The following is a 21,300-nucleotide window of genomic DNA, read 5'->3' on the forward strand; positions in this document are numbered from 1 at the left end:
CGGTTCGATCTCCGACGTTCACTTAAAACCGGAACGGCGGAGAGGATCACAACGGTCTGATAAGAGGGACAGACCGCGATTCTGCACTTCACATCGTTGAATGCTGCCTGTCCCCAAAATACTTCAGAACCCCGTGATAAATTCCGGATGCAAGCTTTTCTTGATAAGCGGGGAGGATACTGTTTTCTACCTCATCAGGGTTTGAGAGGAAACATCCCTCAATAAGAATGGAAGGTTGTTGATTGTGATGGAGAACATACAGTTCCTCCTGATTCATTTGCTCTTTTGATGCACGGCTTTGCAAGGAGGCAAGCGCCTGCTCTTCTATATCTTTCGCCAGTGCTTTTGATGAAGCCTCATCATAATAATAAGTGATCGTCCCTGTGACGGATCGATCTTCCGGATACATATTTTGGTGAATACTAATAAAGACGTCCGCATGATTGTCGTTCGAGATTTTGACACGATCGGCCAAAGAAACGAATTGATCATTGGTTGTGCGTGTCAGAATCACATGTGCACCCGCTGCTTCCAGCTTGCTCGCCAGTACGCGAGCAACAGCCAAGTTGATATCTCTCTCGTAAACCGGTAAAACTGTACCGATCGCTCCGGTATCGGCTCCTCCATGTCCAGGGTCGAGCACGATCGTCTTTCCCTGTAACGGTCGCTCTGTTTGCAAGGGTGGATCTGAGATGCTTGACGCTTGGATCGTAGGGATACTGACTGTACCATATCCCCAAACGACTGACTGGGCCGGCACCCAGACGGAACTTCCGGTATCTACGGTGAGTAAATGTACCCAATCCCCACATACTTCCCTGGGCAGATAGGTGAATGTAGGATTGGCAGTACCTGTTGAAGAAAAAGAAAGGTCTGGGCCTGCATACTTGGGTGTATTCCATTTCACGTCCACAAGTTGCAACTGTTGCGGGTTCTTTTGTTTTTGTACAATCCAATCCGCAATCCAACCTGTCTGTTCATTTCCCAGTCGGATTTGATCCCACTGTCCTTCATGTCCCAAAACGGGAAACCATGATTGTGCAGGGACTTGTAAGAGAATCGGTGCCGTCAGAGAAGGCTCTGTACGGATGTTTGATACGGAGTTTGTCATGATCCACTGATCATAACTTCTTATCGCATCCTGTGGTATGGGGTTCGTTTTTGGTGTGTCAGCCGGAAGCGATGCGTCGGAAGATTGATTCGTGGATGGATTTTGTGTAACCTGTTTCTGTGTATTTTGCGGTTGAATGTTTTGATTGGGAAAAACGATAAGTGAACCATGTACAGGAAAAATTGGATTGCCGAAGAAATGCAAGAGCATCGAGGATATCAATTCCATACCCGTCAACCATTTCATTTCAACCACTCCCAAAAAGACATAACTTCAATTCTAGATTTGACGAAAACTTCACTCGATAAACGTTCATGTTTCTCTTCTCCTCATTTTCATCGTGAAAACAAAGAGGAAATCATTTACTCTTATAGAATCTATCATGAGCAGGAGAATTGTCTCAGGAGCGGCACTCATACTAGGGATCCCTTTTAGATTTGCTATAATCAGCCTGGTAAAGGAGCGAAACGGATATGAAGCAATCCAATTTTGTCAGTAGAGAATGGCTGAAATCCCATCTTGAAGACCCGCAGGTCGTGATCGTTGATTGTCGGTTTGAACTGGGGAAACCTGAAGCAGGGAGACACCAGTATGAAAAAGACCATATTCCCGGTGCCGTTTATATGGATCTGGAAGAAGATTTATCCGGCCCAAAAGGAACGCATGGAGGCAGGCATCCCTTACCGGATTTGAATGAATTCGTCGAAAAAATCGGGAAAAAGGGAATTGATGAGACGGTAACAGTGATTGCATACGATGATGGCGGCGAAATGGCCGCAAGATTTTGGTGGATGTTACGCTTTCTCGGCCATTCGAACGTCAAGGTGCTCGATGGAGGATACCAAAACTGGGTAAAAAACGGCTTGCCCGTCACAGACGAAATCAGCGAACGGGCTCCGCGCAAATTTGTCCCGAATATTCAGAGCCATATGCTTGTAGATATGGAGTATGTGAAAAAGCGCGATCCAAAAAGCGTGCTCATCGATGCGCGTGCCGGCGAACGTTTTCGCGGTGACGTGGAACCGATCGATCCCGTAGCGGGACACATTCCCGGCGCCGTGAACTACTTCTGGAAAGAAGGTCTTCGTCCCGACGGAACATGGAAGACGAAGAAAGAACAGCAAGAACGCTTTCGCGATGTCGCGGCCGCTGATGAATTGATTGTCTATTGCGGTTCCGGCGTTACCGCATGTGCGAATGTCCTCGCATTGGAAGAGGCGGGATTGGAGAACATCAAACTATATCTTGGCAGTTGGAGCGATTGGTGTTCATACTCCGATAATCCGGTAGCGAAAGGTGAGAAGTAAAAAGATCAAGCGTAACGAGGAATGTCCACAAATCCTCAAGACTTTCTAGGAATCACCCTGCCGCTAGCAGTGCAGTTTTACGAGTGCGTAATGCTTTGCATGAGAAAGCGACTTTGAAGGTCGTCTCACAACAATTGTTTATTATTCCATGCGAGACGACCTCCACGGAGCGCGAACACAAAGCATACGCCCACCTAACACACATTTTCAACATAGCCCTTCAAGCCGCAAGCGGCGCCATCGAAGGATGAAAAGTTACTTGTACGGGAAGAGAGATTTAAGCTGCCTAATGCAACGAAGTGTCTTTTGGGTGGGTTGTATCGCTTTGCAGCGCAGAGGTGAGTTGAAGGTCGTTCCGCAACCTCTGTTAAGAATCCGGGCGGGACGACCTTCATCGAACCCAAGCGCAAAGCGATACGTCCACCCAAGCACTATCGTCTTAGAAGGAGGTTCATGATATGAAATCGCTGGAAACATTGGTGAACGAATTCAAGGAATACGTCAAGAAAATGGTTCATTATAATGAAGCGCTCTCTCTCATGTTCTGGGATCTGCGCACAGGGGCACCGAAAAAAGGTGTTGCTGCACGGGCAGAAGCGATCGGTACCCTTTCGACAGAAGTCTTCAAAATGGCTACATCCCCGCAAATGGAAGAATACCTCACGGCCCTTTCAGAACCAGGTGTCTATGAACAGTTAGATCGGATCACCCGGGGAATCGTGCGCGAATGCAAAAAAGAGTTTGACCGCAGCAAAAAAATTCCGCAGGATCGTTATCAAGAATACGTAGTATTGACGTCACAAGCTGAATCCGTTTGGGAGGAAGCGAAACATACGTCCGATTTCGCAATGTTTCAACCCTATCTCGAAAAAATCGTGGCCATGAATATCGAATTTATCGGCTACTGGGGTTATAAAGAGCACAAGTACGATACTCTACTGGATCAATACGAGCCGGGCATGACCGTTAAGAAACTGGATGCGATCTTCGGTGAGTTGAGACGCAATACGGTCGATCTGGTGCAAGCCATCGTCCATTCTTCGACAAGCAAACCGGACGTCCAACCGTTCCTCAAATTTTACGATCCGTTAAAACAGCGCGAATTCAGCCGATACATCCTCGAAAAAATGGGATACGACTTTCAGGCCGGACGGCTTGATGAAACGGTGCATCCGTTTGAGATCACATTGAATCAAGGAGATGTTCGTGTCACCACCAAATTCGATCCGCATGACCTGCGTTCCGCATTGTTCAGCACCATCCATGAAGGCGGCCATGCCCTCTATGAACAAAATGTGTCGCCGGAATTGGCGGGAACGCCGCTGAGTTCGGGAACTTCCATGGGCATTCATGAATCACAGTCCCGTTTTTGGGAGAATATCATCGGCCGCAGTTACGAGTTCTGGCAATGTTTTTACCGGGATCTTGTTCGCGCATTTCCCGCGCAGTTATCGGATGTCTCATTGGATGCGTTCTATCGCGGGATCAATGTCGTGGAGCCCTCTTTGATCCGCATCGAAGCCGATGAAGTCACTTACAATTTGCATATCATGATCCGATACGAGATCGAGAAAGGACTGATTCAGGGAGACATTCGCGTGGCCGATCTGCCTGAGATCTGGGCGGATAAGATGAAAGACTATCTCGGAATTGTCCCTAAGAACGACGCAGAAGGCGTCCTTCAGGACGTACATTGGTCGGGCGGCAGCTTCGGATACTTCCCGTCCTATTCGTTGGGGAATATTTACGCGGCTCAGTTTACACATGCGTTGGAAAAAGAAATGCCCGATTTCAAAGAACGGATCAAAAACGGTGATTTGCGGAGCATCAAAGAATGGTTGAGCGAAAAGATCCATAAGCATGGGAAACTCTTGACGCCATCCGAGATCATCCAAGCCGTCACCGGCGAGGAAATCAATGCGACGTATCTCGTCCGTTACCTCGAAAACAAGTTCAAGCCTTTGTACCATCTGAACTAGAGCGAAGAAGATTTTGCGCTCCCGTTGAGAAAGAAAAGCTTTCGCCGTTTCGGCGAAAGCTTTTTTCCTTTCTATTTTTTTCATATAATCAAAGTGTTTTCGCTTTCCACACATCATTTGTACATCAAGGAGGTTTTCATTTTTGAAAAGAGGGGTAAAGGGTTTATTTTCGTTCAATGTGAAAACAAGATTGATGCTATCTTTTGCCATCATCTTGGTGATCCCAAGCTTGGTGCTTGGATGGTTCTCTTATTACACGGCGAAAAATAAAATAGCGACACAGATACAACAATCAGCCGATGAAAATGTCAAATTAATCAATCAGACGTTGGATCAAATGATCAATGCGAAAATCCAGGATGTCAATTTCTTTTCCCAGAGGATCAAGGGGAATGAATTCAATGGACAGGAAAGCCCGCTTGTCCGCGAACAATTAAATGCCTATCAAAAGCTTCATCCTGAATTGCTTTCTACATATGTGGGGACGTCTACCGGTTTAATGATCCAGTCTCCCAAAATGGAGATCCCCAGTGGGTACGATCCCAGAAAAAGGCCTTGGTACCAAGAGGCGATGAAGCAAAAAGGGAGCGTTATCATAACAGAACCTTACGTGGATGCGATGACCGGTCAGATCGTGGTTACGATCGCCAAATCGCTTGAGGACGGATCGGGCGTCGCGGCGGTTGATCTCGAACTTCAACATTTGTCCGAGTTGGTCAAACAGGTGAAAATCGGGCAGAATGGATACGCTTTTATCTTGGACAAGATGAGCAAAGTGATCGTGCATCCGACCATGAAACCGGGAACCCAAGCTACGGGCAATCAGTCAGATGTAATGTACAAACAGGATTCCGGTGTGTTCGATTATCTTTATGAGGGTCAACAGAAATACATGGATTTCGTCACAAACCAAACGACGGGCTGGAAGATCGCTACCACATGGTTTGCGGACGAAATTACCGCAGCCTCATCGTCGATCCTGTACACGACACAGGCTGTCATACTTGTTTCGCTGTTGGCCGGTGCTTTGATTGTCTGGCTGATCATTCGCTCGATTTCGCGCCGCTTTAAAGAATTGAACGAAGCTGCCGAGAAAATCAGTCAAGGGGATCTTACAGAAACGATCCATGTCAAGGCGAATCATGAGTTTGACAAACTGGCCATGAGCTTCAATCACATGATCGCATCTCTCCGCGAGATTATCGCCCAAGTAAGGGAAACGGCTGACCATGTGGCTTCTTCTTCCGGCGAGTTGAGAGCGAGCGCCGAACAAACGAGCAAGGCGACGGAACAGGTCGCCATGGCGATTCAAGAGGTAGCCAACGGCACGGAGAATCAGACGCACAGTGCCGAAGAGAGCGCCAAAGCGATGGGGGAAATGGCCGCAGGAATCAGCAGGATCGCTGAAAGTTCATCGATCGTTTCAGAGGTAGCGTCTGAGGCGATGCTGCAGGCGGAAGAAGGTAACCGTTTTGTTCAAAACACGGTTAAGCAGATGAATTCGATCAGCACCTCCGTGAAACAGTCGGAAGAATCGATTTTGTTATTGGCGGAACGTGCGCAAGCGATTGGAAAGATCGTCGAGATGATCACGAACATCGCTGATCAGACCAGTTTGCTCGCACTCAATGCGGCGATTGAGGCGGCAAGAGCAGGAGAATCGGGCCGCGGATTCGCCGTCGTCGCCGACGAGGTGAGAAAACTCGCTGAACAGACGGCAGAATCGACGAGACAGATCACCCATTTAATTGAAGAAACGCAAAAAGACACGAAAGCCTCAGTGGAATACATGGGACAAGTGAAAAAAGAAGTCGAATCGGGTCTCTCTGTGGCACAGGAAACGGAACAAAAATTCTCACTCATCTTCGAATCGATGAACCGAATCGCCGAACAAATTCAGGAGGTTTCCACTACCGCGCAACAACTTTCGGCCGGATCGCAACAAGTTGCCGCTTCCGTGGAAGAGATGGCACGCGTATCGCAAGAAACGGCGGCACATTCGCAAAATGTAGCGGCGATCACGGAAGAACAGTTGGCTTCGATGGAGGAAATCGGTTCCGCAGCCGAAAGTTTGGAAACCATCGTGGAAGAACTACAAAACCTCATGCAGAAGTTCAAATTGTAAACAGGCGGGTATGTAACCCGCCGAACATATTTTTCAGAAAATAAAGATAAATGAGTCGCATCCTGTTTACGTATAAAAGGAAGAGGTAGGAAACAAGGTATTGACAAGGATACAATCTTGCCTTAGCATCACTTATGTTAAAAGTCCAATCAGGAAACTAGGAGATGGAGAAACATGAAGAAAACGTTCATGAAATTCGTTTTACCTTTGGCATTATTATTTACGTTAACCGCTTGTGGAACAAATAATCAAGCGGCACCCAAAGAGGATACGGGTAAAAATTTGCTTGAACAAATTCGTGCGGAAGGGACCATTCGCGTAGGTACGGAAGGTACGTATGCGCCGTTCACTTTTCATGATAAGGACGGTAAATTGACCGGTTTCGATGTCGATCTGATGACGGAAGTGGCCAAACGCATTGGTGTTAAGCCTCAATTTGTCGAGACGCAATGGGACGGCATGTTTGCCGGATTGGATTCCAAACGTTTCGATGTCGTAGCCAATGAAGTAGGGATTCGCCCGGATCGCCAACAAAAATACGATTTCTCCGAACCCTATATCGTTTCCAAAGCGGTCGTTCTCGTAGCGAAAGACAACAATACGATCCATTCGTTTGCCGATCTGAAAGGAAAAAAAGCGGCACAATCGTTAACCAGTAACTACGCGGACATCGCACGGAAAAACGGGGCGGAAATCGTAGGGACGGAAGGATTCAACCAGGCGATCGATTTGATTCTTTCCAAACGGGCGGATGCCACAGTGAATGACAGCCTGTCTTATCTTGATTTGAAGAAACAAAAACCGGATGTGCCTGTCAAAGTTGTAGCTGAACAAAGTGATGGCTCAAAAAGCGGTTTCCTCTTCCGGAAAGGGAACAAAGAACTCGTGGATGCTGTAAACAAAGCGTTGGAGGATATGAAGAAAGACGGCACGTATCTTAAGATCTCCGAGAAATGGTTTGGTACGGACGTATCAAAATAAGGGTGAACTAGATGTTTAGCGATGATCGGTCACAACGAATCATTGAAATTCTCACTCAATCGTTTGTTCCTTTATTGCAAGCGTTTGTCGAAGTTACCGTGCCCTTAACAATCATCTCGTTTGCTTTGGGATTGCTTCTCGCGCTATTTACGGCACTGGCTCGATTATCGAACATTAAACCGCTTGTAGGTATCATGCGGTTTTATGTTTGGATCATTCGGGGGACTCCATTGCTCGTCCAATTGTTCATTATCTTTTACGGACTCCCGAGTGTAGGAATCACCATCAATGCGTTCCCGGCTGCCGTGATCGGTTTTGTACTGAGTGTGGGGGCGTACAATTCGGAAATCATCCGTGCGGCCATCCTTTCGATCCCGAAAGGACAATGGGAAGCCGCGTACTCGATGGGCATGACGTACGCACAGGCATTGCGCCGGATCATTTTGCCGCAGGCCGCTCGGGTATCCATCCCGCCCCTGGCTAACAGTTTTATCAGTCTGGTGAAAGATACCTCTTTGGCCGCAACGATCACCGTGACCGAGATGTTCCGCGTGGCTCAGCAGATTACCGCCGTCACGTATGAGCCGCTGGTTCTGTATTGCGAGGCAGCCTTTGTCTATTTGATTTTCTGTACGATTCTTTCATCCGTACAGGCCCGGTTGGAAAAACGATTCGACCGCTATGTCGCGTAACGGGACGGAGGAATCATGATGATTACGATTCGCAATCTGCATAAACGATTCGATGATCGGGAAGTGCTCAGAGGGATCGACTTGCATGTCGAGGCGGGAAGCACGGTGGTGATAATCGGACCGTCGGGATCCGGGAAGACAACGCTTTTGCGGTGCATCAATCTTTTGGAGACCCCAACGAGCGGGACGATTACGCTTGGTGAGCATACGATCTCCTTTGATGAGAATCAAACGGTGAAGAAAGACGTTGTGATCGCTTTGCGCAAACAAACGGGAATGGTCTTTCAAAACTATCATCTGTTCCCGCATATGACCGCGCTGGAAAATGTGATGGAAGGCCAGGTCACTGTTCTCAAACGATCGAAAGAGTTTGCCCGTGAAAAAGCTCTTCAATTGTTGGACAAAGTCGGTTTGAAAGATCGCGCAGATATGTATCCCCATCAACTCTCCGGCGGACAGCAACAACGCGTGGGGATTGCTCGCGCGATGGCCATGGATCCTGCAGTACTCTTGTTTGATGAGCCAACATCCGCACTGGATCCGGAGCTCGTCGGCGAAGTATTAAAAGTGATGAAAGAATTGGCGCGTGAAGGCATGACGATGGTCGTTGTCACACATGAGATGAACTTCGCTCGCGAAGTTGCCGATCAAGTCGTATTTGTGGATCAAGGCGTCATCGTTGAACAAGGGACGCCGGAGCAGATCTTTCTTCACTCCAATAACGAACGTACGTTGCAGTTTCTAAACAAACTGAAACATTAAAGTAATGGAAGAACGCTTGGGCTTAGGCCCAGGCGTTTTCTTTTCTCGTGACCCTTGCTGATGGGAAACGTTCATTTTTACCTGGGTTTATTTATCAAATCATTTGCTATATTATTAAACTTGCACTCGCTCATGAGAGAAAGGGATAGAATACCTGAGAAGGAAGGGGGAGTCCAGAATGCGTCAAACGATCGTTTTTATTGCCGCACTCGTTCTATTCGTTCTACTTATTGTACTATTATTTTTCTTTGGTCGAACCATTAACAAAATGACATTGACCACACGGACGGTTGATCAAGAGAACGTGAAACCCAACGCTTATCATTTCGTCTTGATTTCGGAACAGTTTGACAACCCTTACTGGCGGTCTGTGGAACAAGGGGCTCAAGATGCCGCCAAGGAAAGGCATGTCACCTTGGAATACATGGGTCCTTTTCGCAGCAACATTGACGACCACTTGAAGATTCTCGATCAGGCGATCGCGGCGAAAGTGGACGGCATTCTCGTCCAAGGATTGAACGACTCGCTGTACGCACCGGTGATTAATAAAGCGATCGAGCGGGGGATTCCCGTAATTACCGTCGATACGGATGCACCGAGCAGCAGAAGACTGTCATATGTAGGCACCGATAATTATCAGGCAGGTCTCGATCTAGGAAAGGAAGTGGTACGAATCTTGCGGGGAAAAGGACGTATCGCCATCATAACGGGGACGTTTGGCACTACCAATCAAGAGATGCGCGTGAAAGGAATTAAGGACGCGGTGAGAGATGCGGATATACAAATCGTCAGCATTCGTTCTTCTCAGATTTCACGGATTCAGGCGACCGAACAAACGAACCAGATTTTGTCTGCTTATCCGGATCTTGATGCGATCGTCGGTACGAGCGCGACGGATGCTTTGGGTATCTATGATGCGGTGAAAGAGAGAAGCAATACGCACCTGAAAATCATCGGTTTCGATGATCTGACACAGACATTAACATTGTTGAACGAAGGCAAGATCGCTGCTACGATCATTCAGAAACCTTACTGGATGGGGTATCGGGCGGTGAACCTTCTCGCGGATGTGAAAGAAGGGAAGACGATTCAACCCAGGGTTTATACAGGCACGCAAATTTTAGAAAGAAAAGATGTGATTGGACGGTGAATATTCGCACGAAACTGTTGGTATTTATCCTATTGCTCGTGATCCTGTTAAACAGCGTATCTCTATTTCTGTATCAAAATGCGCGTTCGATTCAAAACGGATATAGCGAAATCATGGAACGGTTCGTCTTATTGAATCAAATTAGCAAATACGTAGATAATAATTTGCGAATATTGAATCTTTATGTTATTGAACGGAGCCAATCGGATCTTGTCCAATTCAAGACCAGCCAGGACCAATTGATCAATGCGCTGAAAGATCTGGATCGAATTGTGGAACGAAGTGACAATCAGCTGGCATTGGCAAACTTACGCCACATGATTGAGACTTTTATCCAAGAAGAGAATCGGACATTGCAGGCGATCATGAATAAACAAAACGAGTACACGATCCATTTTGAAGAAGCGGAAAAAGTGTCCGGCTACATACGCGAACAATCACAAAAGCTGTTGATGATCGAACTGGATGCGTATCACCCGATTTTCCAGACAATTGTCCAAAGCAATCTGCAATTGAACCGGATCGGTATCGGAATCTTTTTTGTGTCAACCATCCTTTCGATATTATTTGCCGTCTGGTTTTCCAAGGGAATCACCGATCCGATTCACCGCTTGGTCAAGGCGGCAAACCGCATCTCACGCGGTGAGCTTGAGTTCATCGACATGGATTTCAAGATCACGGCGAAAGATGAGGTGGGACGGCTCGCGGATGCTTTTCAGCGCATGCAGCGCAATATTCACGATTTGGTCATCGAGATCCAACACAAGGCGAACATTGAAAAAGAATTGAAGGAACAGGCACTCAAACATGCGGAAGTGGATCGCATGATTAAAGAGTTGGAGCTCAAAACGTTACAAAGCCAGATCAATCCCCATTTTCTGTTCAATACATTAAACTCTTTGGCAAAATTGGCTTATATTGAGGGGGCTGAACAAACCAGCGAGTTGACGACATCCGTGGCGAATCTGTTGCGTTACAACTTGCGCAAACTTGACCGTCCCGTGACCCTGCGGGAAGAAGTGCAGCATGTCAAAGAGTATCTTGCCATCCAGAAAGCGCGGTTCCGTGATCGGGTGACCTATGAAATCGACATCGACGAACGTTTTCTCGATGTGTTGATCCCTAGTCTTACACTTCAGCCCATTGTGGAGAACGCGTTTATTCACGGAATCGAAAGCCTTGAGCAGGGAGCCCGTATCCGTCTCGTGGTCACAGGCGGGGATGACAAGGTCGAGATGCGGGTGGAAGATAACGGGATCGGCATGGAAGAAGATGTGGTAAACCGCCTTCTTACGGATGTTGAAATCCAAAAACGTCATGGTCATTCCACTGGCCTTGGTTTGCAGAATGTATGGAAGCGTCTGCAGCTTTTTTATCAGCAGGAACCTTTCATTCGAATTGTAAGCAAAAGGGGAATGGGTACAAGTGTACAGATTACGATTCCGTACTCCAGAACAGGTGAGGTGATGGAACATGCTTAAACTTTTGCTTGTCGATGATGAACCATTGGAACGGGAAGGCTTGGAAATGATGATTAACAGGGAACTGCCGGGGGTATGGCAGTGCATTCACGCGGAGAACGGCAGGAGGGCCGTCGAATTGGCGGAAATACACCAGCCGGACGTGATTTTTATGGATATCCGCATGCCGGGTGTATCCGGTTTGGAAGCCTTGAAGTTCATCAAACAAAAATGTCCGGATGCGCGAATGGTACTGGTGACTGCGTATGAACAGTTTGAGTACGCACGTGAAGCGATTCGTATGGGGGTGAAAGAGTATCTCTTAAAACCGGCGAGAAAAGAGCAGGTATTGAGTCTTTTGCAGCGTTTGCGAGAGGAACTGTCTGAAGAGAGGCAGAGGCGCGATTCCGAACAACAAATGAAACAAAAACTAACGAATTTCATACAACTCGCGGAAAGTGAAATTGCATATGCGCTCATTTTTGACCCGTTGCAAGAAGAAAGAGGAAAGGAGCTTTTTGCTTATTTGGACCTTCCCGTTGCCGGCGGTTATGCGTTAACCTTGTCATTTCCCGCTACTCAAGGCGAATCGATGAGCTTCTTGAACGAAAAAAGGAAGCGCGTGTATCACAGTATAAAGAATTTTGTGAAAACGATGCATCAGGCAGTGGTCAGCCCGTTTGTCGGTAATCATGTGAGCTGTTTTGTTCTGGAACCTAACCTTCCCTACAGCGATTACCGTTCTCAATCGACGTACCTCGCCCGCGTCTTGTTGAATCGTTTGAAAACCGATTTCAACGTAACGGTCAATGTGGGAATCGGCAGACAAGCGACATCATACGAGGAATTGAGACGTTCTTATCTGGAATCGTTCGCTGCCTCTCAAGGGAATGTGAGCGGGCGTATTCGTTATTATGAGGCGATGGGAGCGCAGGATAAAGAGGCGATTCTTCCCGTAGAGGACATTCGACCTCTTGTGGATGCCTTGTTGCAAGGTGAACAGCAAAAGGCTGTCGACATCCTGTTAGACGTTTGGCATCGTCTCGGTTTCGATGAAATCCTTCATGCAGATAACGGATTGCGTTTTTTTATTGAGCTGTTTGCTATTCTGCAATGGCATTTATTCGAAATGGGAATCGTGATTGAGAAACCCCCGGTGTTCTCCCAAACAATGTCATCCGAACAATGGCTGATGATTGCGTGCCGGGAGATTCATGCATGGTGTCGTCTGATTCGATTGAAGAAGGAGGAGAAGCAGACCGATTGTATCGCGCGTATGAAAGAATACTTGGCCGAGAGCTATATGAAAGACCTTACGCTTGAACAAGCGGCCGAGTATGTGAATCTCAGTCCATACTATTTTAGCAAGCTGTTCAAACAACATACGGGAGAAACGTTCATCGACTATCTTACCCGTTTGCGCATCGAGAAGGCGAAAGAACTGATTCGCAATCCCGAAAAGAGTTTGAAAGAAATCTGTTATCTCGTGGGATACCGCAACCCGGCTTATTTCAGCCGTGTGTTTAAAAAATGGGTGGGGCAAACACCGAGTGAATACCGCGCCCGTTTTGAGTGATTAAAAAACAAAATAGTACAACACATCGCAAGATAATGTAAGCGTTTTAAAGTCAACGCCCTCACATTCGTTGATAGGATACAAGTAAGCGTTATCAAAACGAAAATATGGGGGCGAAAACACATGAACAACTGGAAGAAAAGGGCAACAAACGTTGTATTGACCACGATTTTAGCCGGAGGGTTGACGGCATGTTCGGTCGTAAATTCGGGTTCCAACGCGAAACCTGCCGATGCTCCGAAAGGCGATAACAAGAAAATTGTTGTCGGTTTTTCTATGGATACGCTGAAAGAGGAGCGCTGGCAAAAAGACAAAGAACTGTTTGAGAAAAAAGTGAAGGAACTTGGCGGGGAAGTGAAAACGCTCGCAGCTAACAGTGACAGTGCCACTCAATTGAGTCAGGCAGAACAATTGATAAGTGAAGGCGTCAACGTATTGGTCGTCGTACCTTATAATGCGGAAGCGGCGGCACAGATCGTCAAGAAAGCGCATGATGCGGGGATCAAAGTATTGTCGTATGACCGCTTGATCAAAAATGCGGATGTCGATCTCTATGTATCGTTCGACAACGTTCGCGTGGGTGAGATGCAGGCGAAAGCGATCGTGGAGAAAGCGCCGAAAGGGAACTACGTATACATCGGTGGAGCGGATACGGATAATAACGCAATCCTTTTCCGCCAGGGCGCGATGAACGTATTGAAGCCTCTGGAACAAAAAGGAGATATCAAGATCGTATATGATCAGTATTCGAAAGATTGGAAACCGGAAGAAGCGCTCAAAAATATGGAAAATGCTTTGACCGCCAATAAAAACAATATACAAGCGGTCGTCGCGGCTAATGACGGCACGGCAGGCGGCGTCGTTCAAGCGCTTAAAGAACAGAACCTTGCCGGAAAAGTTCCCGTTTCCGGTCAGGATGCCGAACTGGCAGCCCTCCAGCGTATCCTCGAAGGCACACAAACCATGACCATCTATAAACCGATCTCCAAAGAAGCGACATTAGCGGCAGAACTGGCAATGAAGATGGGGAAAGGAGAACCGGTGAATGAGGCGAATCAGAAGGTGAATAACGGCAAAACCGACGTACCTTCCGTGCTGCTTGATCCGATCGTTGTGACGAAAGATAACATTGTCGATACGGTAATCAAAGATGGCTATCAGAGATTGGAAGAAGTATACAAATATGTACCGAAGGATCAGTGGCCGAAGACGAACTGATGAGGCTTTCTTCAAGACCTATAAGGCGGGTGATGGGGGACATGTATGCACTGGAAATGAACGGGATAACGAAAGAGTTCCCCGGGGTGAAAGCGCTCAATCAGGTAAGCTTTAAAGTGCGTCCGGGGGAAATCCACGCATTATGCGGCGAGAATGGAGCGGGCAAATCGACATTGATGAAGGTGCTTTCCGGTTTATATCCGGCCGGAACGTACGAAGGGGATATCTATGTCTTTGGCGAACGCAAGGAGTTTCAATCAATCAAAGATGCGGAAGATGCCGGAATTGTCATTATCCATCAGGAATTGGCGCTCGTCAAAGAATTGACGGTAGGAGAGAATCTGTTCCTTGGCGCTGAACCTGGAAAATACGGACTCGTAGATTGGAATGAAATGTACGTCCAAACGAAGAAATGGCTTGAGCGCGTGGGGTTGCAAGTGAGTCCCGATACGAAAGCGGGAAGACTGGGCATCGGGCAACAGCAGCTTGTTGAGATCGCCAAAGCACTTGCCAAGAATGCGAGGATTCTCATCCTGGACGAGCCGACAGCCGCCTTGACTGAGAGTGAAGTGGAAACGCTGGTGCATATTCTTGACCAACTGCGCCAATCGGGTGTGGCGTGCATCTACATTTCTCACAAATTAAACGAAGTCTTTCGCCTGGCAGACACGATCACCGTCCTGCGGGATGGTCAATCGGTGGCGACCCATCCGGCTTCGGAACTTAACGAAGATCGGGTGATCGCCCTGATGGTCGGCCGTGAATTAACGGAGCGCTACCCGTATGTGCAAAGGAAAGCGGGGGACGTGGTACTCGAAGTCAGCGATTATGTCGTCTATGATGAACATGATCCGACAAAAAAACGGATCGATGGTGTCTCGTTCCGCCTCCATAAGGGGGAAATCTTGGGGATTGCCGGCCTCATGGGGGCCGGTAGAACGGAACTGGCTATGAGTCTCTTCGGTGCGTACGGGGGACAGAAGGAAGGCTCTGTCAAGGTTGAGAACCAATCGGTACGCATACACACGGTTTCCGATGCGATTCGTGCGGGCATCGCGTATGTGTCGGAAGACCGCAAACGGTTCGGCCTTGTTCTGGGTATGGATGTGAAGACGAATATCACGCTTCCGAACATGGATGAGATCAGCTACGCCGGAGTGGTCAACCATAACGAGGAGATCAAACATGCGCAACAGTACCGAGAAGATTTGCGCATAAAAACCGCTTCATTGGAAACGGCTGTAGGTACATTGTCAGGAGGAAACCAACAGAAAGTGGTTCTCAGTAAATGGCTGATGGCCAATCCAAAGATTCTCATATTGGATGAGCCTACACGCGGGATCGATGTGGGTGCCAAATACGAAATCTATAACCTGATGAATCAACTGGTAGAACAAGGTGTGGCTGTGATTATGATTTCTTCGGAACTTCCGGAAATTTTAGGAATGAGCGATCGGATTCTGGTGATGCATGAAGGAAAAATCACGGCAGAATTCTCGCGCGAAGAGGCCTCACAAGAAGCGATCATGGTGGCAGCAACGGGAGGGAGGTAAATGAAATCCATGAAAAACGCGGCGCAGACTGTCAACGTGGAGACAGTCCATGAGAATCGCTTCAGGTTTCAATTGGGCAAAATTGATATACGTGCATATACCATGGTTGCCGCATTATTGGTAATCTGGATATTTTTTGATTTGGTCGACAGTACGTTTTTGACGGCAAGAAATATGTCGAATCTCTTTACACAGATGTCCGTCACATCGATCCTGGCGATCGGTATGGTCTTGATCATAGTCGCAGGTCATATCGATTTGTCTGTAGGCTCTGTCGTCGGTTTGACAGGCGGCGTGGCTGCCATCCTGAGTACGTGGTTAGGGTGTTCTACACCCGTTGTCATCTTGGGTACTCTGGCAACAGGGTTGCTGATTGGTCTGTTGCAAGGCTCGCTGATCGCTTACCGGGGGATCCCCGCATTCATTGTTACGCTGGGGGGTATGCTCGCGTTTCGCGGTGTTCTCATGGGGGTTACGAAAAGTACGACGATCGCTGTTTCCGATCCCGCATTTCTCATGATCGGAAGCGCTTATTTTTCCCAAGGATTCGGTTTGGTGCTCGGTTTGATCGCGATCGCCGTCATCATTTATAGCATCTGGCGGAAGCGCACAGTCCGAAGCAAATATGGGTTTGCAGTATCCCCGCTTGCTTCCGATCTTTTGAGAATGTTGCTTTACAGCGGACTCGTACTTGCTTTTGTATTGACGATGAACGCTTACAAGGGAATTCCTTTTCCGATCACGTTTGTCATCATCGTTGCTCTGCTCTTTTCTTTCATCGCCAATCGCACCAAGTTTGGTCGTCATGTCTATGCGATCGGCGGAAATCCGGAAGCAGCGCGTCTTTCAGGGATTCATATCCAATCAAGAGTCCTCGTTCTCTTTCTTTTCATGGGGCTCTTATCTGCTGTCGCCGCGTTGATCCTGACTTCCCGCTTGGGATCCGCCACGATTACTGCCGGACAAAACTACGAATTGGATGCAATCGCCGCAGCGGTGATTGGCGGAACCAGCCTCATGGGCGGTTCGGGAACGATCGTCGGTGCCATTATCGGTGCGTTGATTATGTCCAGCCTTGACAACGGCATGAGCTTAATGGGACTTGAAACCTTTTGGCAATATATCGTGAAGGGGACGATTCTCGTAATTGCCGTATGGTTCGATATCGCCAGCCGGAGAAAGAACAGTGTACGGTAGATGTAAAATATCTTTGAAAAAATGTGCCCTATAAAGATGTTCCGATGACGAACATCTTTATAGGGCATTATTATTCGGCTGAGAAATGCTTTCACATAAATGTTCTACACATAAACGTTTTGATAACTTTATTATATATGTTTTTATCTATTTCGCAACTCTAAAATTTTGTCGAAAAACAAAAGTGCAAGAATGATAGACGTGGAAATACGGAGGATGAACGTGTCCGGTGAGTTCCCATGTGAATTCATGCTTTTTGAGGAGTGCTACATCAACTTCTTCAATTTCCGATACAACGTATTGCGCCCAATCCCAAGGATTCTTGCAGCTTGCGCTACGTTCCCTTCCGTTCTTTGCAAAGTCTCAAGAATCGCTTGGTATTCGATTTGTTTCAGGGAATCGCCCGTGAGGGGTGTTTGCGGTTTGCCATTCGAAAGAATGTAGCTTGGAAAATGGTGAACATCGATGGTTTCGCTGGTAGTTACAAAAGCCGCGTGGCGTAAGGCGGCGTTGAGTTCTCGGATATTGCCCGGCCATGAGTATGTTTCGATCAATTGTTGCGCATTGGGAGAAAGCGTGAAAGCGTTCTTGCCCAATTCGTGACGAATCTTCTTCAGAAGATGAACCGCCAGGTTCAACCGGTCTTCTCGTTCCCGCAGCGGTGGGATTTTAATCTGCACGCCTTGCAGGCGGAAAAATAAATCGGCACGGAAGCGGCCTTCTTGCACTTCTTGCCAGAGATCTTTGTGTGTAGCGGCAATGATACGGACATCGACAGGGATCGGCCGACTACCGCTTATTCGGGTGACAGTGAACTCCTGCAACACACGCAAAAGAGCGACCTGCATATCGAGCGGCATTTCTGCAATTTCATCGAGGAACAATGTGCCTCCGTGCGCCAATTCGATCTTTCCTGCATGGCCCGACTGTTTGGCTCCCGTAAAAGCCCCAGCCTCGTAACCGAAAAGTTCACTTTCTAATAATGTTTTCGTAATCGCCCCGCAATTGAGTGCAATGAAGGGACGATCCGCCCTCTTGCTTGCGTGATGGATCGCCTGGCTTACCATTTCCTTGCCTGTCCCGCTTTCTCCTGTCACTAAGATCGCATAGTCGGTAGCAGCCGCCCGTTTTGCAAACTCGAGAACAGAAAGGAAATATTTATCGTTCCCGAAAATATCGGAAAACGTATAGCGAACGGAATGGATCTGTTTTGCCTGTTTGCTTTTTGTCTCAGAAGGACTTACAGGAAAAACGGGAGGGCGCATATCCATCCATACCGACGCAAGCAACTTTCCTCGTCCATTCTTTTTTTTATGTACGGAATAATCCCGATGCTTACCGTGTGATCTCTGGATCAAGGGTTCTACGCCGGAGAGCAGGTCGGTAAGAGCGATTGGCTCTGCGGGATTCCATTCCAGCAATGAACGCGCTTCCCGATTCACTCCAGTTATGATCCCTTCTTCATCAACAGCGATGAGTGCACGGTGTGCTCTTTCTTCTTCAGCGTAGAGAGAGAGGATCAGTCGTTTTTCATTGTTGCGTATCAGGAGAGAATCTTCGATGGAACGAGCGATCACATCTACCATTCCAAGCAGCAACGGGTGGTGTTTTTCATGATAACCGCTAACGTCGAGGACGGCGACCAAGTCACCGAGGGGATTGAAAATAGGCGAAGCAGCACAGAAAAGAATGTGGTTCACTTCCAAATAATGCTCTTTTCCCATAACTTCCAGAGGATGTCGTTCCGCGATCACGGTTCCGATGGCATTCGTACCTCTCGCTTGTTCAGACCAGCAAGCGCCTTGATGTAAATGGATTTTCTCAACATCATGCAGAAACTCCGGGTCGCCCATGGATTCCAGGATATAACCTTGCGGATCTGCAAGCAATGCGATGGAACCGCTCGATTTCAGACCGTGAAACATCCTTTCGATCGTGGGCTTAACTTCTTGAAGGAACGATTGTTTTTGTTCGCGGTATTTCTTGAATTCGTCTGCTCCCAAAATTGCGTCTTTTGCGATTTGTGGATCAACACCATACATGGAACTGCGTTCCCAAGACTTTTTCAAAAAATCTTTGGTTGATCCCCGCATTCAACCACCCCAGTCTCAACGATTATTTCGAACTATTATGTTTGAATCATATGAAATTGAAACAATATTCATGAAAATAATACTCTTATTACTATACTATCCGAAATGGATGTATTTGTCCATGGAATTGTTCCGAATTGGAATACATGTATCACTTTGGAACGGTATTTCTGTAAAACGATCAGCGAAAGAGCGCATCTGTCAAGGTTCAACTGATTGGCATGGTTGTTGCTATATAAAGACGGCGGAATATACATCCCCACCTGCCATGTCGGTACCGGACGGGGATACACATCCTTCGAAGGGGGAGGGATCAACTCGTACAACTCCATGTAGGTGAACGGTAAAATCGCATGTTTTCACCGGCCTAGGACAACGGGCGCAATGAACTCGTCTCATCGGTTTCACAAATGATTGAAACAAATTCGCAAAGGAGGCTTTCTGTTATGCAAACACCGGTAGCCGTTCAACCCAGCGTATCTGCTTTCTTAAACAAACCGAAGAAATTGTTGATCGGAGGAGAGTGGGTCGAAGCGGCGTCAGGAAAGACGTTTGCCACATTAAACCCGGCAACGAGTGAAGTCCTGGCAGTGGTAGCGGAAGGTGACAAGGAAGATATCGACCGCGCCGTACGTGCAGCAAGAAAGGCGTTTGAAGAAGGACCATGGCCGAAGATGACACCATCCGAACGCGGTCGTCTCCTTTACAATCTGGCCGACTTGATCGAACGCAATGCAACCGAATTGGCGCAATTGGAAACACTCGATAACGGAAAGCCCATACGCGAGAGCCTGAATGCGGATATTCCGCTGGCAGTTGATCATTTCCGCTATTATGCGGGTTGGGCAACGAAAATCACGGGAGATACGATTCCCGTTTCCGTTCCAGGAAACTATTTCAACTACACGCGCCGTGAGCCTGTCGGTGTCGTCGGACAAATTATTCCATGGAACTTCCCGTTGCTCATGGCCGCATGGAAACTGGGCGCTGCCCTTGCATGCGGGAATACGGTCGTGTTGAAACCGGCAGAGCAGACACCTTTAACGGCATTGCGTCTGGGTGAGTTGATCCAGGAAGCGGGATTCCCCGATGGTGTCGTCAATATCGTCACTGGCTACGGAGAAACAGCGGGTGCCGCGCTTGCGCAGCATATGGATGTTGACAAGGTCGCTTTCACCGGTTCGACGGAAGTAGGGAAGAAAATCATGCAAGCGGCTTCCGGGAACCTGAAAAAGATCTCGCTTGAACTTGGAGGTAAGTCGCCAAATATTATTTTCCCCGACGCAGATTTCAGCAAAGCGATCCCGGGTGCTCTGATGGGGATTTTCTTCAATCAAGGACAGGTATGCTGTGCAGGATCCCGGTTGTATATCGAAAAGAGCGTATATGATCGCGTCGTCAGCGACATGGTCGATCATGCGACGAAGATCAAGCAGGGACCGGGAATCGATCCTTCCACACAGATGGGGCCACTTGTATCGAAGGAACAACTGGATCGTGTCACCGGATACCTGGAAAAAGGCGTTACCGAAGGAGCGGAAATATTGGTAGGCGGTGAGACTGCAGGCGGGGATTTGGAGAAAGGGTATTTTGTCAAGCCGACCGTTTTTGCGAATGTAACGGATCAGATGACGATCGCTCAGGAGGAAATTTTCGGTCCAGTGGTTGCAGCGATGCCGTTTGAAGATATCGATGAAGTCATCCGCCGTGCGAATCTGACTACATACGGACTGGCGGCTGGCGTATGGACAACTGATATCCGAAAAGCGCATCGCGTAGCCAATGCGGTCAAAGTAGGTACCGTGTGGGTGAACTGCTACAACGTATTCGACGCTGCATCTCCATTCGGAGGATACAAGCAAAGCGGTATCGGACGAGAAATGGGCAGCTACGCGCCTGAATTGTATACCCAAGTGAAAAGCGTATGGGTGAATTTGGACTAAAAAAGAATGAAACGATTGAAATAGAGGAGTATACAAAAAGGGACTCGCAGTTTTAAATTGCGAGTCCCTTTTTCAGAGTTTCGTAAAAAGCACTTCGACAAAGCTTTTTTTGCTTCCAATTGCTCCTTAGCTTTTGATGATGCTTCACGAAAA

15 protein-coding genes are annotated in these 21,300 nt (G+C 47.7%); 13 read left to right on the plus strand and 2 right to left on the minus strand.

Features of this window, described 5'->3' with window-relative positions:
• Positions 1 to 88: 88 nt before the first annotated feature.
• Positions 89 to 1,357 carry an N-acetylmuramoyl-L-alanine amidase family protein gene (locus DNHGIG_RS11750; RefSeq protein WP_282199753.1) on the minus strand — a complete coding sequence of 423 codons (1,269 nt, stop codon included), beginning with the start codon at positions 1,355 to 1,357 and terminating at the stop codon, positions 89 to 91.
• Positions 1,358 to 1,584: 227 nt separating this feature from the next.
• Here DNHGIG_RS11750 and DNHGIG_RS11755 point away from each other — a divergent pair, with 227 nt between their 5' ends.
• The 12 genes from DNHGIG_RS11755 (at position 1,585) to DNHGIG_RS11810 (ending at position 17,111) form a co-directional block, all read left to right on the plus strand.
• Complete coding sequence (locus DNHGIG_RS11755) at positions 1,585 to 2,418, plus strand: sulfurtransferase (protein ID WP_282199754.1); 834 nt, start codon at positions 1,585 to 1,587, stop codon at positions 2,416 to 2,418.
• A 458-nt stretch (positions 2,419 to 2,876) separates the two neighbouring features.
• Positions 2,877 to 4,397, plus strand: coding sequence for a carboxypeptidase M32 (locus tag DNHGIG_RS11760; RefSeq protein ID WP_282199755.1), 1,521 nt, complete (start codon positions 2,877 to 2,879; stop codon positions 4,395 to 4,397).
• Positions 4,398 to 4,539: 142 nt separating this feature from the next.
• Positions 4,540 to 6,522, plus strand: a complete 1,983-nt coding sequence (locus DNHGIG_RS11765) for a methyl-accepting chemotaxis protein (RefSeq protein WP_282199756.1) — start codon at positions 4,540 to 4,542, stop codon at positions 6,520 to 6,522.
• A gap of 174 nt (positions 6,523 to 6,696) precedes the next feature.
• Positions 6,697 to 7,503 (plus strand): amino acid ABC transporter substrate-binding protein, encoded by an 807-nt coding sequence (locus tag DNHGIG_RS11770; RefSeq protein WP_282199757.1) that lies wholly within the window; start codon positions 6,697 to 6,699, stop codon positions 7,501 to 7,503.
• Positions 7,504 to 7,514: 11 nt separating this feature from the next.
• A complete protein-coding gene (locus tag DNHGIG_RS11775; RefSeq protein WP_282199758.1) occupies positions 7,515 to 8,195 on the plus strand; it encodes an amino acid ABC transporter permease in 681 nt (226 codons plus the stop codon).
• Between the two features lie 18 nt (positions 8,196 to 8,213).
• A complete protein-coding gene (locus DNHGIG_RS11780) occupies positions 8,214 to 8,957 on the plus strand; it encodes an amino acid ABC transporter ATP-binding protein (protein WP_282199759.1) in 744 nt (247 codons plus the stop codon).
• Between the two features lie 178 nt (positions 8,958 to 9,135).
• On the plus strand, positions 9,136 to 10,107 hold the full coding sequence (locus DNHGIG_RS11785; RefSeq protein WP_282199760.1) for a sugar-binding protein: 972 nt from the start codon (positions 9,136 to 9,138) through the stop codon (positions 10,105 to 10,107).
• Positions 10,104 to 11,588, plus strand: a complete 1,485-nt coding sequence (locus DNHGIG_RS11790) for a sensor histidine kinase (RefSeq protein WP_282199761.1) — start codon at positions 10,104 to 10,106, stop codon at positions 11,586 to 11,588. The genes DNHGIG_RS11785 and DNHGIG_RS11790 overlap by 4 nt, the downstream gene beginning before the upstream one ends.
• Positions 11,581 to 13,143 (plus strand): helix-turn-helix domain-containing protein, encoded by a 1,563-nt coding sequence (locus tag DNHGIG_RS11795; protein ID WP_282199762.1) that lies wholly within the window; start codon positions 11,581 to 11,583, stop codon positions 13,141 to 13,143. Before DNHGIG_RS11790 ends, DNHGIG_RS11795 begins: the two co-directional genes overlap by 8 nt.
• A gap of 123 nt (positions 13,144 to 13,266) precedes the next feature.
• Positions 13,267 to 14,361 carry a D-xylose ABC transporter substrate-binding protein gene (gene xylF, locus DNHGIG_RS11800; protein WP_282199763.1) on the plus strand — a complete coding sequence of 365 codons (1,095 nt, stop codon included), beginning with the start codon at positions 13,267 to 13,269 and terminating at the stop codon, positions 14,359 to 14,361.
• 41 nt (positions 14,362 to 14,402) lie between these two features.
• Positions 14,403 to 15,914, plus strand: a complete 1,512-nt coding sequence (locus tag DNHGIG_RS11805; protein WP_282199764.1) for a xylose ABC transporter ATP-binding protein — start codon at positions 14,403 to 14,405, stop codon at positions 15,912 to 15,914.
• Positions 15,915 to 17,111 (plus strand): sugar ABC transporter permease, encoded by a 1,197-nt coding sequence (locus DNHGIG_RS11810; protein ID WP_282199765.1) that lies wholly within the window; start codon positions 15,915 to 15,917, stop codon positions 17,109 to 17,111.
• Between the two features lie 266 nt (positions 17,112 to 17,377).
• Here DNHGIG_RS11810 and DNHGIG_RS11815 read toward each other — a convergent pair whose 3' ends face one another.
• Positions 17,378 to 19,204, minus strand: a complete 1,827-nt coding sequence (locus tag DNHGIG_RS11815; protein ID WP_282199766.1) for a sigma-54-dependent Fis family transcriptional regulator — start codon at positions 19,202 to 19,204, stop codon at positions 17,378 to 17,380.
• A 446-nt stretch (positions 19,205 to 19,650) separates the two neighbouring features.
• On the opposite strand from DNHGIG_RS11815, the gene DNHGIG_RS11820 reads away from it, so the two are divergent.
• Positions 19,651 to 21,147 (plus strand): aldehyde dehydrogenase family protein, encoded by a 1,497-nt coding sequence (locus tag DNHGIG_RS11820; RefSeq protein WP_282199767.1) that lies wholly within the window; start codon positions 19,651 to 19,653, stop codon positions 21,145 to 21,147.
• The last annotated feature ends 153 nt before the right edge of the window (positions 21,148 to 21,300 follow it).

This window comes from Collibacillus ludicampi (assembly GCF_023705585.1).
Taxonomy (GTDB): domain Bacteria; phylum Bacillota; class Bacilli; order Tumebacillales; family BOQE01; genus Collibacillus; species Collibacillus ludicampi.

Excerpts from the sequence above, each read along its gene's own strand:
- DNHGIG_RS11750 (WP_282199753.1), bottom strand. The coding sequence starts at position 1,357 with ATGAAATGGTTGACGGGTATGGAATTGATATCCTCGATGCTCTTGCAT.
- DNHGIG_RS11755 (WP_282199754.1), top strand. The coding sequence starts at position 1,585 with ATGAAGCAATCCAATTTTGTCAGTAGAGAATGGCTGAAATCCCATCTT.
- DNHGIG_RS11760 (WP_282199755.1), top strand. The coding sequence starts at position 2,877 with ATGAAATCGCTGGAAACATTGGTGAACGAATTCAAGGAATACGTCAAG.
- DNHGIG_RS11770 (WP_282199757.1), top strand. The coding sequence starts at position 6,697 with ATGAAGAAAACGTTCATGAAATTCGTTTTACCTTTGGCATTATTATTT.
- DNHGIG_RS11775 (WP_282199758.1), top strand. The coding sequence starts at position 7,515 with ATGTTTAGCGATGATCGGTCACAACGAATCATTGAAATTCTCACTCAA.
- DNHGIG_RS11780 (WP_282199759.1), top strand. The coding sequence starts at position 8,214 with ATGATTACGATTCGCAATCTGCATAAACGATTCGATGATCGGGAAGTG.
- DNHGIG_RS11785 (WP_282199760.1), top strand. The coding sequence starts at position 9,136 with ATGCGTCAAACGATCGTTTTTATTGCCGCACTCGTTCTATTCGTTCTA.
- DNHGIG_RS11795 (WP_282199762.1), top strand. The coding sequence starts at position 11,581 with ATGCTTAAACTTTTGCTTGTCGATGATGAACCATTGGAACGGGAAGGC.
- xylF (WP_282199763.1), top strand. The coding sequence starts at position 13,267 with ATGAACAACTGGAAGAAAAGGGCAACAAACGTTGTATTGACCACGATT.
- DNHGIG_RS11805 (WP_282199764.1), top strand. The coding sequence starts at position 14,403 with ATGTATGCACTGGAAATGAACGGGATAACGAAAGAGTTCCCCGGGGTG.
- DNHGIG_RS11810 (WP_282199765.1), top strand. The coding sequence starts at position 15,915 with ATGAAATCCATGAAAAACGCGGCGCAGACTGTCAACGTGGAGACAGTC.
- DNHGIG_RS11815 (WP_282199766.1), bottom strand. The coding sequence starts at position 19,204 with ATGCGGGGATCAACCAAAGATTTTTTGAAAAAGTCTTGGGAACGCAGT.
- DNHGIG_RS11820 (WP_282199767.1), top strand. The coding sequence starts at position 19,651 with ATGCAAACACCGGTAGCCGTTCAACCCAGCGTATCTGCTTTCTTAAAC.